The sequence below is a fragment of the Neobacillus sp. PS3-34 genome (assembly GCF_030915465.1).
GTDB lineage: Bacteria > Bacillota > Bacilli > Bacillales > Cytobacillaceae > Neobacillus_A.
Genome location: NZ_CP133267.1, coordinates 661,583 through 679,497 on the forward strand (window position 1 = coordinate 661,583; position 17,915 = coordinate 679,497).

The 17,915-nt window shown below is 34.0% G+C and carries 9 protein-coding genes and 1 pseudogene; 2 read left to right on the top strand and 8 right to left on the bottom strand.

The window, feature by feature from the left end; translation table 11 throughout:
* The 6 genes from RCG23_RS03375 to RCG23_RS03400 all read right to left on the bottom strand — a co-directional run bounded on the left by RCG23_RS03375 (position 1) and on the right by RCG23_RS03400 (position 10,842).
* Positions 1–1,860, bottom strand: a complete 1,860-nt coding sequence (locus tag RCG23_RS03375; protein WP_308178592.1) for an AAA family ATPase — start codon at positions 1,858–1,860, stop codon at positions 1–3.
* Positions 1,857–3,020 carry a hypothetical protein gene (locus tag RCG23_RS03380; RefSeq protein WP_308178593.1) on the bottom strand — a complete coding sequence of 388 codons (1,164 nt, stop codon included), beginning with the start codon at positions 3,018–3,020 and terminating at the stop codon, positions 1,857–1,859. Before RCG23_RS03380 ends, RCG23_RS03375 begins: the two co-directional genes overlap by 4 nt.
* Before the next feature lie 22 nt (positions 3,021–3,042).
* Positions 3,043–5,535, bottom strand: a complete 2,493-nt coding sequence (locus RCG23_RS03385) for a PIN domain-containing protein (RefSeq protein WP_308178594.1) — start codon at positions 5,533–5,535, stop codon at positions 3,043–3,045.
* Between the two features lie 80 nt (positions 5,536–5,615).
* Complete coding sequence (locus RCG23_RS03390; protein ID WP_308179957.1) at positions 5,616–8,252, bottom strand: DEAD/DEAH box helicase; 2,637 nt, start codon at positions 8,250–8,252, stop codon at positions 5,616–5,618.
* Positions 8,165–9,460 (bottom strand): hypothetical protein, encoded by a 1,296-nt coding sequence (locus RCG23_RS03395; RefSeq protein WP_308178595.1) that lies wholly within the window; start codon positions 9,458–9,460, stop codon positions 8,165–8,167. The genes RCG23_RS03390 and RCG23_RS03395 overlap by 88 nt, the downstream gene beginning before the upstream one ends.
* Positions 9,461–9,735: 275 nt before the next feature.
* The gene (locus RCG23_RS03400; protein WP_308178596.1) at positions 9,736–10,842 is read right to left on the bottom strand and encodes a hypothetical protein; all 1,107 of its coding nucleotides are present in this window, start codon (positions 10,840–10,842) and stop codon (positions 9,736–9,738) included.
* A gap of 959 nt (positions 10,843–11,801) precedes the next feature.
* On the opposite strand from RCG23_RS03400, the gene RCG23_RS03405 reads away from it, so the two are divergent.
* On the top strand, positions 11,802–12,713 hold the full coding sequence (locus RCG23_RS03405; protein WP_308178597.1) for a GIY-YIG nuclease family protein: 912 nt from the start codon (positions 11,802–11,804) through the stop codon (positions 12,711–12,713).
* Between the two features lie 506 nt (positions 12,714–13,219).
* Here RCG23_RS03405 and RCG23_RS03410 read toward each other — a convergent pair.
* Together RCG23_RS03410 and RCG23_RS03415 are read right to left on the bottom strand one after the other, a co-directional pair.
* Positions 13,220–14,377: pseudogene (locus tag RCG23_RS03410) on the bottom strand (IS4 family transposase).
* Positions 14,378–14,808: 431 nt separating this feature from the next.
* Positions 14,809–16,047, bottom strand: a complete 1,239-nt coding sequence (locus RCG23_RS03415; protein WP_308178598.1) for a hypothetical protein — start codon at positions 16,045–16,047, stop codon at positions 14,809–14,811.
* A gap of 822 nt (positions 16,048–16,869) precedes the next feature.
* On the opposite strand from RCG23_RS03415, the gene RCG23_RS03420 reads away from it, so the two are divergent.
* A complete protein-coding gene (locus RCG23_RS03420; protein ID WP_308178599.1) occupies positions 16,870–17,622 on the top strand; it encodes a hypothetical protein in 753 nt (250 codons plus the stop codon).
* The last annotated feature ends 293 nt before the right edge of the window (positions 17,623–17,915 follow it).

Below are 17,915 nucleotides of genomic sequence, written 5' to 3' on the forward strand. Positions count from 1 at the left end.
TTAGTCATCCTCTAATTCAAAATCGTAATATGCTGTATTACCGGCTTGAATCACTTTAATCTTTTTCCCTGGAGCGAAGTAATCACTTTCCTGGAAGATGAACCTGGCTAACGGGTCTACTAATTTGGGCTCAATGACATTTAAGACGCCGCGTCCACCGTTAGAAATATCCACCTGTGCTACTATAGCTGCCAGTGCCTTATCCTCATCTTCAAATATGAATTCCATTTGATATTTCTCTGCAATAAATGTTTTTATCGGTTTTATTTTAATTTTGGCAATATCGATTAAGAACTTTCGATCATTAATATGATCAAAAACAACTATATTATCACCGATACGGTTTAAAAGCTCCGGCCGATTCAATTTGGTTAAAAAGTGATCCTGTAGTTCGCTTCGAATAATTTTGTTATTCTCTTCAGAACTGTTATTTACATCAACCTTCGATGCCCCAATATTGGATGTAAAGATAATAATTGATTCTGAGAAATAAACCGTTTCCCCTTTACCATCGGTTAAGCGTCCATCCTCTAATACCTGCAGAAATTTATCCAGTATTCTTTGATGTGCTTTTTCGATTTCATCAAAAAGCAGAACAGAAAACGGCTTTTCACGGATAGCATTCGTTAATTGACCGCCTTCTTCATAACCCGTATAACCTGGCGGTGCCCCGATTAAACGTTGATCGCTATGTTCATGGTTAAACTCTGACATATCAAACCGTATGCACGCATTTTCATCACCGAACAAAAATTCAGCCAATGCTTTTGCTAATTCCGTTTTTCCTACACCCGTAGGTCCAACAAAAAAGAGTATTCCTTTTGGCTTGCTTTGTTTAGCCGAATGCTGGAGTCCTGAAAAACCGGTATAGGCACGAATAATAACATCTTCTACTTTCGAAATGGCATTATCTTGACCGCGAACACGCTCTTTCAAAGTTTCTTGAATTCTTATTAACTTTTGCTTAGATAATTCTTCCCAAGGGCTCGACTTCTTTCCATACTTGTATACATTGACAAGCTTTTCGAATGTTAGATTATCTTGACTTAATTGTCTTGATAACTTAATCAATTGATAAATATCCCTCAGCGAAAAACCATCCAATAGATCAATGAAATCTGAAAAGTTTACATCATTATAATGACGGAGATTCCTGGTTTCGAGCTTGCTAAAATGATCCATTACGTATTGCTGGCGTTCAGAGCGGCTGGGAAAAGGAATTTGTATTTGCTTAACTGACGAATTTTGTTGATAATAGCTTGGTGGTATTGCACCTAGTTTTTCAGTTAAAAAAATGACAATATTAGACTGCTCCGAAATAGTCGAATCTAACCGTAAAGGAGACTGCCGGATTGACTTCCCTAAAATGGTCAAATATTCCCGTTCTATTTCACTTAAAGCGTTGGCGTTGCCAAATAAGTAGTTTGACCAGTCAATGACAAATGCCACTTTACGATTGGTGTCACGACGCATTGATTCGTAAACTAGAGAGAAAAATTCTATCGGATCACGATAATCATTTTGCTTATTAGACAAAATCGATGTGTCAATGTTTTCATCTGTAAGATAGTCATCTTCATCGGATTCAGAACCATCATTGTACAATTGTTCCAAATCTGAAATAGAGGATTCCTTAACCCGGGAATAATCAATCCCATGAACCCGGTCCCAATAAACAACATCTTGAAAACCTTTTTTAAGTAAACTTTCATTTAAAACATTTGGGAAAAAATCGTACTTATTAGAATATGGATTAAAGCAAAGGTCACTTATATTACCATACATGATTAACGATTTCCGAATTCCTACTTCTCTTAAAATAGATTCAAACCATGTGCTCGATTTTGTTACGGTGATCATCGGTTTCTCCTTTCAACACTCGCAGGAGTATCAATAGGTTTACTGTTTTTGGAAATACGCTCTGGGTTTTCCCAAATAACTCTTTCATCTGTTAATTTAATACCATATATTTCGGTAAGCTTATCTTTAAACAACTGTTCATCTTCTCTGCAAGCCTGACCCTCATAATGGTCGAATTTATACATAAAGTCACCAGTTAGATTTACCTTACAAAGCGCCTGTTTTCCCGATGGCTTACGGGCAAGGATTTTAACGACATCTTCATTGTTTTCAGTACTCCTTGACACTTTCCCTTGGATCACGAAGCCTTGTTCTTGTAAGGATTTTACAATCATTTTGACTGTTTCCTTACGGATTCGTTCATCCATTACCTTATTTTCTGCATTTTCTATAGCTTCCTGAATAAGCTCACTTACATCTTCTAAATTCACAGCCGAGCCGCTCTGAATTTGCTGCTTTGTTTTCTGGAGACTGTCCAAAATGGCTTGTATCTCTGCTTCACTTTCTTTTTTATCGGCGGAGATTAGCTCTATGTTTGTTTCCAATTTAGAAAGCTGAATCTCTTGGGCAGCTTCTGTTTTTTTCCGTTCTTTCCATTCATTTGCTTTTTGTTCAGCTTTTACACAAATCTCACTGACCCTTTTATCGATTTTTTGCTTGATTGAATGAATCGATTGGGCTGACTTCTCAGTTTCGATTTCCTTCTTTAATACCTGCAGATCTTCAAAGGCAAAGTCCTGAATGACAGGATCAGAAATCCGACCTACAACATCGTAATAGTATTTAGTAGTTTCTTGCTCTAACTTAGCCATTTCTTCTTTCATTTGCTGCATGCGAAGTCGTTGCTTTGAAACCATTTCTTGTTCAGCTGCTCTTGCCAACGGACGAACCGAATTGATGAACTCCCCCAATTCAAAGCTGGACCCTCTGGCAGCTTCAGGGTTAGCATCAAGATTTCTTTCTATTTCTGATAAATATCCTTTTACTTTCTGAAGCTCACTAGGTACTAAATCTTGAAATCCATCCAATACCATTTGATTGTACATATTTTGATATTTTTCATAGAAACGAACCGTTGTTTCTCGTACTCTTGTTAAATGCATTTGTCTTCTTCTTGCCGCTTCTATTTCGTATCGAGTGACGGAAGCCCTACTCATCATTAAACCCCCAATTTATCAATAATTACTTTTTCTTTCCTTTTTTATTTTTACTATTCTTGTTTTTCTTTTTACTTCCAAGATCTGCTGGTTCAACTGCTTTTATTCCAAACTCACCTGCACTAGCCTTTAAATCGATATTTGACGTAATAATGGCAGGCTTCTTAGCTTTATACTTTAAAGCAACTGATAACAGCTGATTATCAAGTGTTAATGAATATGATTTAGGTAATGTTTCATGACTATAATCCTCAAAGTGTAGATTTTCTCTCGTACGTTCTTTTAAGGATAAGACTAATTCATCAATTTTCGATGATAGATTTGGATTTTCCTTCGCAGCAAACGACAATGACTTATACACATCTTTCTCATGAGAAGAACATATGATAACATAATCATTTTTCAAAGAAAGGGATTCCATAATAGTGGGTTTCGTTAAGAATAGACTCGTATCCAGCACATATACATTTTCATACCCGCTCGGTATTTCTTGATTAAATAAATCAAGAAATGCCTTATAGTTTAAAATATTTTCATGAATCTGTCCAAAAGATGATTTTGTAATAATTTCACTATTTACAATAAATTGTGTCAGTTTATTTACCAGGTCGTTCCAGCGTACACAATCATTTAATATTTGTTGAAATTCCACCTTTTCAAGAGTTTCGTAGTATTTTCTACTATCGAACTTTTTCTGAAGTGATTCGACCTTCAATTGTTCTTTTATCTTTTTGTGATATTTATTTATTTCACGAACCGTGATTTCAAACTCATTTCGATCATATAAATGCTCTTTTATCCATTTTAAATCATCAAAATTATACAGCACTTCCTCTATCAGTTCATCTGAATAAATATCACTTGATAAAGCCAGCTTTTTAACGGACTGTTCTATTTTTAGCTTCGACAACTCCTCATTTAGATTTTTTAATTCAGAGAAGTTATGAATATGCCCATAGAAATGCAGCAGCTTTTCGGTTACCTCCATACTTAGCTCTTTATTTTTCTGCAAATCTAGAATATTGATTAAATCCTCAAGCTCTTCCATGCTTGAAGCGTTTTGAACGGCTTGTACACCTAATTCATTTCTGAACTTATCCCACTGAATATGGTTAACGGCATTAGCAGGATAGAATTCCTTCATCCATTTTTGAACATCTTTTAGTCTGCTAAGCTTTTCTTTGAGAGACATACTTTTGTTACTGTGGATATATTCATTGATGTTTTTCCACTGCTGGTCTGCACTTAACCAAAATGCCGATATCCATAATGCGTCTAAATCATCTTGGTATTCCATGATTTCAGCTTCAATAGATTTGTATAGATCGTCTAAAATAATTTCTTCTTTCTTTAATCTATAGCGGATAGGTACTTCATTCTTAACTCCATTTACATGAACAATGGTTTTGGCTGCCATCACACTATCACGGAAACCATTTACATAAAGGCCGTTTTCAAAAATAAATGAATTTGGAATCCGAACGAATGCCCCCGTTTTCTTTTCGTTCCAATTAAGTTCAAAGTTTTCTAAGTCATCAAAAGCAATTATAAGTGTGTTTTTGGGTATATGTTTGCTATTTTCTGAAAGCCTTTCGAAATTGCCCTTTCGTGGAAAATAATCAAATAAATATGATTGATTAATGATGTGAATCGTATTCGTAAGTTTTTTGTCAATATCATGTGCATCTTTTTTAAGTGAATCCTCATCTAATAAAGAAAGATCACTGGCCTTTGATTGAATCATTCTTAACTCTGAAAAATTTAAATCTTCTAAATCAATGTGATCAAAACTTAGACTTTCAAATAGAGACTCTACTATTTCTGATTCAAAATCTTTTAGTTTATCCCTATACTCTTTGTTATCACATTCAATAAATGCACTTTGGTTATTTGAAATTTCAAGTTTAACCTTTATGTTTTTCCACATAAAATCGCTATTCAGTCTAGAAACATCTGAAATTTCAGTGTTTTCTTTATACCAATCGTATCTGGAACTGGTTTCCTCAATATCCTGGCTGATAAAACCGTGAGGATAAAAATCTAGATCAATAGAATCAAGATTAATTGTTTGAACATTCGTTTCCTTTTTAGCCCAACGAGATTCGGAATCATCAAGAAACCGATTTGCTATGTAATCAAAATAATGGGAAACAGAATCTGATCTTGGGTTGCTTGGAATGACTCTTCTTTTTTGTACAGTTGAACCAAGCTGTGAAATAGTTAAGTTTTTTAAAGTAATGTCCTCTAATGAGGATAAAGCTGTATCACATTGAATGATTTGCAAATCAATAAGCTTTTCCAACACTGGTTTGACTAGTTTGGTAGAATCAGGAACAGATAAAATATTTTCAAATATCGTCTTTAATGAAATTTGATTGTACATTTTATCAGATTGAAATCTGCCTATTAATTCTAAGAGCATCCACTCGACCGCAGTTATTTTTCGAGGTGTGGCATGAGTTACCTGGCTGTCAATTTTAATTATAGGTACTGCTACTTCTGCTTCTTTTAATAACATAAAGAACTCTCCTTAATAACATAGTCTGTCTGGGAGTCATATCAAAGACGTACTTCCTGTTAAACTCCCAGCAGTCCTCTTTAGTTGGATATAGTTTGAAGTTTCTTCTCCTTATCCGCTTGTTTTGTCATTAATTGATGATATTGTTCAGGTGTAATAACCCGCCGCGACTCCCAAAGGCATCCTTTAAGCTGAAGCCGGTCCATAATGTCACGGTATACCCTTTTCGTTGTTGACCCCGTATTATCCATATTTGGAAGTTCAACATCATAATCATAGAACATGTCTTTTGCCCCTAAAACAACTAACAATTCCTTCGCACGTGAGAAGGCAACATTTATTCGCTCAAAGGCAGCAACAAATGAGTTTTGGGATTTTTTCCTTACGTTTTTATTACGGACAAGACTAACAAGAATAATTGACTTTTCTTTCCCTTGGAATTTATCAACCGTATTTATATCTACGTTAATCGATTCAAATTTAATGTTTCTTATACGCCTTCTAATTTCACCAACTTGTTTACCATAAAAGCTGATAACCCCAACATCCTTTTTGCCTTTAACACCTGCTTTTGTATACTGCTCATCAATTTTCTTTAACGTTTCCGCTATTAATATACTTTCAAGTGTATTAATTTTCGATGTCCCCATCTGCTCTTCGAAATTTTGTTCACCAAAAGGATTTTTAGATGTATCAATCCAAATGGCATGACGGTCTGGAGTGATAAACTCTAAGCCTTCAGGAGATGTTATCGTCAGACCATGATTTCGAACCTCATCAGGGTTTGTTATACCGCACTTCAATCTATTTTCATAAAATTGGTTAATAACATCCATGATGTCCGGATGCATACGGTATTGGGTTAATAAAGCCTCTTTAATCGTTGGATCAGCTTGTTCAAAATAATCTTTAAAAAGGGAAGCCGTTACCATGGATTTAAAACGGTCAAAATTCTCTACATTCAGTAATTTGTCATCAAATGTTTGTTCTTCCGGCGGTAATTCATCTTGTTCCTCTTTTAACTGTTTAATTAGTTCTTCATAGGATGATTCTTGTTCTTTGAAGATTGGCGGCAACTGACGATGGTCTCCTACCAGGATTGTCTTCTTAGCACGAATCATTGGCATTAATAGCTCTGGCGGAGTTGCCTTACTAACCTCATCAATAATGGCGATATCAAAGATTGTATGATTATTTTCCTCAAGAACACGTGCATTTTCGGTACAAGTAACACCCACAACATTACATGCATCTAAATAAATTTCTAAATAATATTCATAATCATTTTTTGCGGTTTTTTCGTTTTCAAGCATCGAAGTCCATTCTTCAAAAAGGGGTTTCCAATCATCCTCAAATTTCTTGTCTGCTTGTGAAATGTTGTTTAATGCACTAATAATGGCATTAGCTGCATCAACTGCCTCTTCATCAGAAAAATCATCATCCGAATGTTTTCTCATATCGTTGTATAGGGAAGACAACAATTTTTGTTTCTCATTGTATCTTTCGTATAGACCCTTGAGTTCTAATTGATGACGTGACAATTCCGCTTGTAACTTCTTGTATTTTGACTCATCAACTGCTGCTTCAGAGATGGATTTATAATACTTGTCCATTTCACTAAATAATGGCTGCATTGATTCATTTATGATTTGTTCCAGCTTGATTATATCTTGGTATATATACAGCAGCTCTTCCGATAGTTCAGTTTTATCAGCTTCCAATTTACTTTTTAAAATGTCGCTATATTTCTCCCCATTTATCATGCCGTTGAAAATGGTTGAATACCCTTCATCTAAAACGGCTGTACGATTGTTTTTAAGCTCCTTTATTTCATTTCGAATCTTTCTCCATATCGTAAATTTTGAAGCATCCTCTTCCATCTCAACTTCAATTTCTTTGATTTTCTGTTCCAGTTCCTGAATTTCATACATGGTACTAACATCTAGCCCACCAGAAGCTTGTCTAAAGGACAGAATGTCCTGTTCTAACTTGGGAAGAAATTTCTTTAAGTTGCCCCATTTATTCCAGAATAATTTAAACGCTTTCGTTTTTTCGCTGTCTGACAGTCTATCGTCATTTTTTAACCAAAATTCATCTAAAATAATATGGTGCTTTTCAAGTGTCTTAGCAGGCTCTAAGAAATTTTGGAAAATGAAATTCAGTAAATACGCCGGAATATTAAAATTTGTTTCATTCGAATGATTTATGTAATCCTTAAGCTTAATAATATTTTCCTTAGTCTCCATATTTACTCTGGCTTGTTCACGGATTTTATTGATATATTGCTCTTCCTGCTTTAATTGGAAGTTTGTCTGTTGGACCAGCTGCTGAAACTGGAGTATCGTATCCGCATATCGACTAAGGTCAGCCTTTACAAACTTAGTATCATCCATTAAATGTTGTAATTCTTCTAGTTTGTGATCCCGATCCGTCCATCGTTTAATAAACTTTTCTCGAATACCACTAGAAATAGAGGAGTAGAACCACTTTAAGACTTGCTTCTCAGAGAATTGCTTTCCTTCTTCTGAAAGCTTCCGTTCTTTCCCTAGTCTAATCGCTCGAATTTCTGGACTATTAGCTAATCTTTCAAAAACATTATCAACGGCTAAATTAGCCTGTGAGGCAAGAATTACCTTTTTGCCCTGTTTGGTAAATTGATAAATGGCCTCAGCAATAACGGTTGTCTTCCCCGTCCCTGGTGGCCTTGAAGCAGAAATACATCAGGTGAATTGATCATTTTTTCTACAGCTAACTGTTGATCTTGATTCAAGTCATCCCTATTTAATTTTTCAATAGGTTGAGACAATTTCGTCTTATTTGCTTTCGAAATATCAAATAACCATGAAGAGAGAAAAGGTGCATACCCGGACTCAAGCTGAAGATGGTCCAGAACTTGCTTTTGCCGTCTGATGAGGGCAAACTCTCCGGCAGATGATTCAGATAGGAAGCCGTTTTTCGGATATTCATTTAATATTTCACCATATAGAAAATAAACATCTTCTCCATTAGCATTAATTACATCGTTTTGGTCTTCATCAGTAAGTTTAAAGACTACTTTTGCCAGCACTGGTGATTCCCATCCGCAATTTAAATCCTCTAACATATCCTGAATCTTAAAATAAGAACTGTTTTTAACTTCAATGATTTCTTTAATATCCACGAAATCGCCTATATCAGTTCCTCTTATGAATTTACTTTCATTGAGCCGAAATTCCCACTCATGCTTTGAATATTCAATAGGGTAGGCCATTATGTGTCCTCGTCTTAGAAACCTTCTGTATCTGCCCACCTGTCCACGGTTTTCAAATATTGCGCGAAAGATTAGATTCCCATCCTCAATATCAACATCTAAATACTTAACGCCGTCTTGTTTATTACGGACAATTTGTTTATTCCATTCTAAATACTCATTCCATAGCTTAAGTTTACTTGATGTTTCTTTAGAAATTTCAGGAAGGGATACTATGAATTCTGTAGTAAATACATTATTTTCTCTTTGGATCTGGTAAACATTTTTTTGCTCTGAAAAGGTGCGGACTACTATTTCCTGCTCAAAATCACGTTGTTCAGAATCACTGATTTCCGTTACACGATCAATGATCAACACCGGATTAACAGGCGGAGAAAAATGTCCACGAATGGCAATAGAAAGACCTTTTGGAAAAACACTTTCCAAAAGTGGACCATCTATTTTAGGACGAATGGTCAGATCTAAATATTGATCTTTCAATGAAGTGTTTGATACATAGAAGGACCTAGTAAATCCTTCAGGGAAAACCTTTTTAAGTAAATAGGATATATAATCCTCCCCATCAATATAATCTTTAAAAAAGTCAGGATAGGAATCTTTCATTTTAATAAGGGCTCTTTTAAGATTGCCTTCATTTTTCCTAAAATCCAAGTACATGTTTTTAACTTCTATCATTTTCGCACCCCTTACGTTTTCTCCCAATGTATATCAATATTGGACTTTATTTACATATAGAAGTTTTTTACATCAAATGAAATAGGAGAACTAATACATTCTTCATAAAAATACGGATCGATGTAATATTAAAATAGTACTACAATAACAGTAAATTCGCTGTCGTTTTTTGTCGTAAAAAAGATAAGATCCTCTCAAAAGGGATAAAAATCCATTGACCAATTTAAAAAAGCCCTATCCTTATTAGAATGAGCTCTTAACAAAACACTATAAAGTTATAAATTTGAATATGCTTTGGCCGCCATCAAGTTACGGAAATATGAACCAATTTCTTTCTTATCTTTATTAAAGAGTATATTAATTGCATTAAAATATCGTTTCTCTTCTTCCCCTGAATAAGAAAATCCAATTAACGTCCCATAAATATCTGCATCACTAGTTTTCCCAAATGATGTTAAAAGTGTAAAAAACTTTTGATGAGCATGCTTGTTTAGTTTAGTACCAACAGGGTCGTTAAAAATTTTGCTAGATTTGGCTTTTTTAGCTGCACTTTCTTCTTTAACGTTTCTTTCTACAGGAGCTTGATTGACTGGGCCGACATCCTTGAAGTCTATTTTCACGGCATGAATTTCAGTCTCCTCTCTGTTTAATACTTTAATTTTATTTACCTCTTTTAAATAAGAAATTAAATTCAATACTTGCCTGTCTTTCTCGATACGCTCCTTGGATTTTACAATCTCTTTCAACCCTGTTAGCAAACTACTAACTAGTTTTTTCTTCCTTTCGTCATTTAGATGACCCGTGTTAGAGCGATTACTTATCGGTTTAATTATACCTGTACTAGATACCCTAACTGAAACCTGATCTACTTCTGTTCTGGTACCTGCCTGGGAGTTTGAACTAGTTTTTGCCGGTATACTTGAAGTTGACCTTGTACTTGCCATAGTATTAATCACCGAAGGTGTTCTTGAACTTGCCGTTGTACTACTTGGGGATGTGCTTATTAATTTTCCTATACTGGTATTAGAATTTGATCTCGGGGTTGTATATGTCCCCGTAATTGTACTTGTACCTCTATTTACACTGGATCTTATACTTTCGATTGTACTTGTACCTGTATTTACACTTGACCTTGTTCTAGTACTTACATTTGTATTTGTATTTGTATTTTTACTCACGCTTGTATTTGCAGTTGTACCTGTATTTGGTTTGATGTCTATTACATTTGGTCTTGAGCCAATACTTGCATTTGTACTTTCCCTACTTACTGTGTTTATATTTGTTCTTGTGCCTGTACTGGTATTTGAACTAGAGTTAGAACTTGAACTGGAACCGCTGAAGAAAAACCATATAATAATTATGATAATAATAAAAATAATCATTTCTGTTCCTTTCTTATTAATAAAAAATTTTAACTCCCCATACTTTCTTTACTATTTACACAATTCAATTTTAACAGATAAATTAATTTCTGAAACCTAGAATATTGAACTAATGACCGCCACTTGGATTAATAGATGTTCTCCGGGCAAATTGAACAATTTGATTTGCAATGTTTTTATCAATTGCCGGTCATGCATATATAACTTGGAATCGTGCTTTTGAAATAAGATCCTCAATTGTTTTATTATCCAATCTCTCAAAACATTCAATTTCCCCTCTTTTCACATCCCCGTTTGGCTGTTCCTAATTTCTCATTTTTATATCTTTTAATTAAGAATACTAACTTTATCATATTTTTCCAATATGATTTTTTATTAAAAGGGATTTCATCTCTAATGAGTATATCTAGAAGAGTATTTGGCTAGTGGCATATGGTATTTTTTAATTCTAAATCTGCTATACTAAATTTGTAATATTTAACATTATTACAAATCAACCGAAAACGATAATAATCGCTATATTATATAGTGGTGGGGTAACAATACGAGAAGTTTTAAAAAAACTTTTTAAGCCTCTGAAACCTTATAATACTGCGTCGGATCTGCTACTCCCCCTTTGAGATGGTCATTTTTGGGTTAATTTGAAATAATCCTTAATTCAATAGGTTTTTAAACAAAGTATTCCAGCTTTTAACAGTACAAACCCGTTACAATAGTTCACAACTTACGCTGCTCAATTCTGCCACATGAGCAGCACAAACTATGTTAGAGCCCAAAAAAACCGTAGCAAAAGTAATATCGTATTTCCTCATAAAGTTTATTTTGTTTTATAAAAAAAACTATCTTTAAAGCATTTCAAAAATTTTATTTTAAATGGATATTTCATCATTATATAATTAATAGTAAATTAAGGTGATCCCGTCGTCTTTATGGACAGCAATCTAAGGAGGTGAATAACTATGCCAATACGCAGCAAAAGTATAAATTTATACTTGATGGATGGCACTCCAAACGGACGTATCAAATGTACTCTTGCCAACTGGACAGGAGTAGCTTACAAAATTCCCCGCACAGACCTAGATAAATGTAAAGGACGAAACGATTTATCACAGAGCGGTGTATATTTTCTTTTTGGTACGTCTGATGAAACTGGAGGAAATGTCGTCTATATCGGTCAGGCTGGGGTGAGAAAAAATGGAGAAGGAATTCTTTACCGCCTACATGAACATAAACGCAATCCAGATAAAGATTATTGGACAGAAGCAGTAGCTTTTACAACCTCAAATAACTTTTTCGGTCCTACTGAAATAAGTTATCTTGAGAACCGTTTCTGTGCCATGGCTATGGATGCTAGGCGATACATTGTCAAGAACGGAAATGACCCAACATCAGGAAACATAACGGAGGAAAAAGAAAGTGAACTTGAGGAATTCATCGATTATGCGAAACTCGTTATGGGTACACTCGGGCATAAAATTTTTGAAAAACTAACTGTGATAAAAAATCAAAGCGAAATTCTAAATACCTTTAGCAATGATGAGTTGTTACTGTACTTGAAGCGTAAGAGTAGAAAAAGTGGAATCACTATTGACGCTAAATGCAAACAAACAACCGAAGGATTCGTAGTGCTCACAGGCAGCCACATTGAAACTATCGATTCTGATAGCATACCACCAGGAATCAAAGAAAGCCGTCAAAAAGCACAAATCGATGAAAACGGAATATTGCAGGAAGATGTTCTTTTCCGCAGTCCCTCATATGCAGCTGCATTTGTTGTTGGTGGTCATGCAAACGGTTTAACTGAATGGAAAACTAAAGATGGAAAAACATTAAAAGAGATAGAGCATGATGATGAAATCAAAGGAATATAGTAAAAACAACCCTTGAAAATGCTATCAATTAGCCATTTCCAAGGGTCTTCTTCTTTTATTTTCTCTCCAGAGTACGACTGACCCAACATGTGCGGAAAGTATGTGGAAACACATGGGGTGCTGGTAAGATTTTATCGCATTAAATATGTTAATTGTTAAATTCCTTTTAATCTTTAATTTTTAGAAATTCTATCAATCAATATTCCAAATTAATCCAAGCTATTCCTAACGGTGGAAACATAAAGCCAATACATTTTATAAAGGTTCAAAAAATAATCAGTATTTATTTACATTTTTATTAATTAACGAAAATGCGCTAAAAATATATATATTATCACTAGCGTTGCACTAAAATTAGTGAAAAAAGTCAATAGGGGAAAAAGTTCCAATTACTGTCGATTTCTGATAAAACTTAATATTCAGTTAACTCAAAACGAGGAAAAAAAAAATGGATAATGTGCCATCTAGTGAAGGTGTCTTTTATCCATTTTTTTACATAATCAAAATTAAAATGTATAGATATCTAATTCCCCTCGTTCAACTTGTTCCATCGTTTCTTGAAATATTCGTTCGTGTTCGTTTCTTTTTCTTCCCTTTGTTGTTCTTTCCGGAGGTGTGAATATTTCTTTCAAGAAGCAGGAATAGCTTTTTAAACTGTAAGAAACTATATACTTTTTTAGGCTCAGTAAGGAGGCCATATATTTTAAGTTTCTTTTCATCAATAGTGTTAAGCAGAAGGCAATCATAGCCAGATAGATTTGATTATGTACGGCATTCTCACTTTTCCCATAAATCTTTTTCAGAACCGTATGCTGTTTCATCCATTTAAAAAACAATTCAATTTTCCAACGGTTTCGGTATAGGGTACTTACTTCCACTGCGGTAAGTTTGGCGTCATTCACAATAATTTCAATTCGCTTTCCCTCACTGTCGATCGTCTAGATTAAACGTAGGGGGTGTTTCATTTTCCCTAAAAAGACTACCGCTTCTCGCTGAATCGGAGAATTTTTGGGAACAGGAACCTCCTCTACCACCTTTATGACGGTATTCTCTTTAATTCGCGTGACAAAACGGATTCCTTTCACACAGTAGTCTTCAAATTTTTTAAAATCGAAATAACCACGGTCAAACACATGCAGCGCACCGATTTCATTGACCATAAGAGAATCAAGTTGTGAAAGGTCAGATGGTCGTGCTGGCGTAATCATGATTTTATCGGGATATGTTTCCCCATCATGATAGACCACTCGTGTATGCATCTTGATGCCTGATGTATAGCTGTTTTTAGGAGCCCACGGGTACTGGTTGAGGCAAAGAGTAAGAGTCGATGAATCAATGAGATGAAGCTTATCCAGCATCTTATTTGCTTCTTTTGAACCAAAGGTTTGACGAATCTTTTGAATAAGATGGTTTAGGGCTGCCTGCAAAATGGCAGGTGGAATGTCCCTCAGTTTCCTCGATAATTGTGAGGTACTGATTGTTTTTAAATCCAACTCTTTTTGTAAAGAGGGATTATGCCTAAGTTCAAAACTTATATTAGTCAGACTGGAAGTCTGTTGAATTTGCGCGTAAATAAAAAGCTTCACAAATGTTAAAGTATCCAGCTTTTTTACATATTTATCTAGACCTAGATGAGCTGGCCATTTTAGATAATATATCTCCATCCATTGGATGAAGGTATTTCTTAAATACGGTTTTTGTGCTATTCTTGTCCATGGGATCTCCTTATAATTAGGATTTGGACAGGACTTAAACCTTCCATCTAATTATAAGGATTTTTTTATGTCCAAAGAAGACTATGATATCCCTAAAATGGAAAATGATTGATAATATTTTTTCTTGACGATTCCAATTTAATTTAATGCAACGCTAGTGATAATTAATTATTTTATGTACCTCTTTAGCAACTTCATAAGCATTTTTATTAGCAGTTAGCAGCATTGAATATTCCTCCCTGTTTTCTTCTCCGTACTTTTTAATATTTCGGATTTTACTATTTATGCACTAGATATTTTTTTATTGCTGCTTCACCTATGAAAGTAAAAAAAAATGGCTAATTATGGCCTTTAAAAGGTAAGGTAGTTTCTAATGGTCTCTAAAAGTAAAACTCTTCTTGCTTCTGAATTTCATCTGGCCACTTTATATACTCATCTTTAAAAGCTTTTTTTAACTCATGAAGGAATTGTTCGTCCTTTAAAATTTCTTCTGTAACGCCTTTATAGACACTATGAAACTCAACACGCTTGATAATTTGTTCAGATCCCGGAAATTCTTTTTCAAGTAGCCAAGCAATATACCTTTTTACTTCCGAATCCTCTAAAGGTATATTATTTTCTTGCCTTAATTGTTCAGGTGGATTTTGCATTAATACTGGAGCAAAGTAATTTATTAGTTCATTTTTGGTTCTTTGAATCTGTTGATCTATTTGTTTTCCCAAATCCTGTTTGTACTGTTCAATCTTGCTTGTAATGGACTGGATGTCCTTCTCAAACTCCTCCTGTTGCTTTACAAGCAAAACTCTACCATACTTTTTTGAAAGACCTTGAGTGTACTTTGTTCTTAATTCTTCTACTTGATCTTTTAATGGTTTTGTGAATTCTGAAAAGTCTTTATTAAATAATTGATAAGTGGCCTTCATTTTTTCTTCAAATTCTTTTTTCTTTGTTACATTTAACAAATCACTTGGAATTTTAATGGTTGTTTGCTCTAAGCGAGCTCCCTTAAATGTAATTTCAACAAACTTGATTAAGTTTCTGTAATCAGAAAGTAAACGATGAAATTCAAAATCGGGCGCCGGCTTCTCTTTTAAATCTTTTTTTAATTGGTCAATTTTTTGTTTGCTTATTGATTCTTCCGCTGCAACAGCTGCTTCTAGCATACTATCATCTTCCTCAGTAAGTAACATGCTTATTTGCCCTTGCCCAATCGGCACTATAGCATACCCAGATAGAACACTATTCTGTAATTTTTGAAATACTGAGTTTTTTTGTTGGCTATTTATGCTTTCATATATAATTTTAGATTTAGGAGTAAATATCCACCCATTATCGTCAATTATTAATATACCAATTCTTAATCCTGGCTCATCTTTAATCCTTATATTGTCTTTTTCCAAAATATCGAGTGCCGCAGGCTCTCCATATCCCTCTCTGTAAACTTCTGCATCTAAATCTAATATGGCTGCCACTTGATTAATAGATGTTCTCCGGGCAAATTGAACAATATGATTGGCAATGTTTTTATCAATTGCTGGTCCTGCATATATAACTTGGAATTGTGCTTTTGAAATAAGACCCACAATTGTTTCATTACCCAATCTCTCAAAACAATCCATATAATCCACTCTTTTCACATCTCAGTATTTGCTGTTCCTAATTTTCCATTTTTTATCCCTTTTAATTAAGAATACTAACTTTATCATATTTTTCCAATATTTTTTTAAATTCTTCTCCCTGAATAAAGAAAACCATCTGTATCTAGCTGTATTCATGAAAAGTTAAAGCTCAATTTTTTTAGCTTTATGTCTCTTATTAAATTCAAATTGCACGGCTGGTAATTATTAACACAACTACAATTCAACCGAAAAACACTAAAAATATCCTTATTATATAGTAGAGGGGTAAAAAGACGATGCTTGTTAATAAAAGCTCATAAGCCCTTAAAAACCTAATAAACTCCACTGGATCTGCTATTCCCCCATTGAGAGGTTCATATTTTGTTAAATTTGAAATACCCTGATTACGGCCATAAGAATGTACCACTTATGCCATGCATTTTACCGGTGGTTGTCACGAGATTTACCACTAAATATAAACGCCAACCACTTTCCCAATAAAGTTAGCAAAATGATAATTTACAACATATAGATATTGAATATAAAAAAGTCTAGTGCCTCTGCATTTTTAGCAAGGAACTAGACTTTTTATCTCATTAATTGCATCTAATTGATGAATACCCTTTTTTTATTGAATAGTATCGTTGTACTACGCAGCAAGTGATTTTGTTTTATTTTTCTCTTACATAGTGCATTCAAATATAATATTAGGCAATCTTTTAGATTTCACTATCTAAAATCACGCTTTAAATAGCTTATTTATTGTACTAGCCTTTTATTATATAATTTAAAGTGGCACATTTTATATTAGGGTTGTGACTTATGGATTATAATGAATTTATTATTAAATTTGAAAAAATTATTTATCAGGAAATTCAAGATTCCTATCCAAGATATTGGCAAGAAGATTCAATAACAAATAGCCTCCTTAAAAGACTAGAAAAAGAGTTCCATTCACTTGAACTTGAATTAGAAGGTGACAACATTTTAAGAATAGATTGGCAAAGTTATAAAGCTACAGGTACAATAGAAAACAAATTAGGAGATATACTAGTTATTGTACATTATAAAGATGATGAAAATGACCATTGCTTGATTGGAGTGTCTACTTTAGAAGCTAAGAGAAGGTATGAGGCGGTTGATACATTTAGCGCGATTAAGTTTGAACAACTTGAGAGAATTACAGACAACCTCCCACTTTCTAAGTTGTTATTATATGACTATGAAGATAATAACAATTTTCATATTCCACTTGATATGAAGACTAAAATGGTAACACTCCCTGCAAAGATTTGTTCAACTTTAGAAAAGAAGAACTTGAGTCTTTATAACTTTAGTTTGCCACTATCTCTGCAATTTGTTGACAGATATTTTAAAGCACTGGATTTAGATTTCGACGAAAGCATAATTAGTAGTGTTAACGAATACATTAATACCAAAAATCTAAATGGATCATTTCAGTTTATATTAACGCTACATATAAATAAAAATGGTTATTATACTGGGGACAGAATAGGCAATACTATTAGTATTTCCCTTGATAAATATGAAAGGGTTGTAGATAGAGCAATTTAAGGTCATGCTGGTAATTGAATAATAGTGAAAAGGGATAAGTTACTGTCCTCTATTGCACCAAGTTTAATGGCGACTACCAATAGTTCGCCTTTTTTCTTCGCCACTTTTTAGGTAACTTTTATATTGTTATTTCCCCAACCAACAGTCTTTTTTTGCGCTGTTGATTTCTTTAATTTGACAATAAATACTCTTGCAGAGTTGTACTATTGGGGTTCTTGTTTGTTAATAAATTTTACATAGTAAAAATTGATAATGAGGATTTTTGCTACACACTATTTAGTCTACTGTGTAAT

Coding starts and splice junctions, on each gene's coding strand:
- RCG23_RS03375 (WP_308178592.1), bottom strand. CDS start 1,860: ATGATCACCGTAACAAAATCGAGCACATGGTTTGAATCTATTTTAAGA.
- RCG23_RS03380 (WP_308178593.1), bottom strand. CDS start 3,020: ATGATGAGTAGGGCTTCCGTCACTCGATACGAAATAGAAGCGGCAAGA.
- RCG23_RS03385 (WP_308178594.1), bottom strand. CDS start 5,535: ATGTTATTAAAAGAAGCAGAAGTAGCAGTACCTATAATTAAAATTGAC.
- RCG23_RS03395 (WP_308178595.1), bottom strand. CDS start 9,460: ATGATAGAAGTTAAAAACATGTACTTGGATTTTAGGAAAAATGAAGGC.
- RCG23_RS03400 (WP_308178596.1), bottom strand. CDS start 10,842: ATGATTATTTTTATTATTATCATAATTATTATATGGTTTTTCTTCAGC.
- RCG23_RS03405 (WP_308178597.1), top strand. CDS start 11,802: ATGCCAATACGCAGCAAAAGTATAAATTTATACTTGATGGATGGCACT.
- RCG23_RS03415 (WP_308178598.1), bottom strand. CDS start 16,047: ATGGATTGTTTTGAGAGATTGGGTAATGAAACAATTGTGGGTCTTATT.
- RCG23_RS03420 (WP_308178599.1), top strand. CDS start 16,870: ATGGATTATAATGAATTTATTATTAAATTTGAAAAAATTATTTATCAG.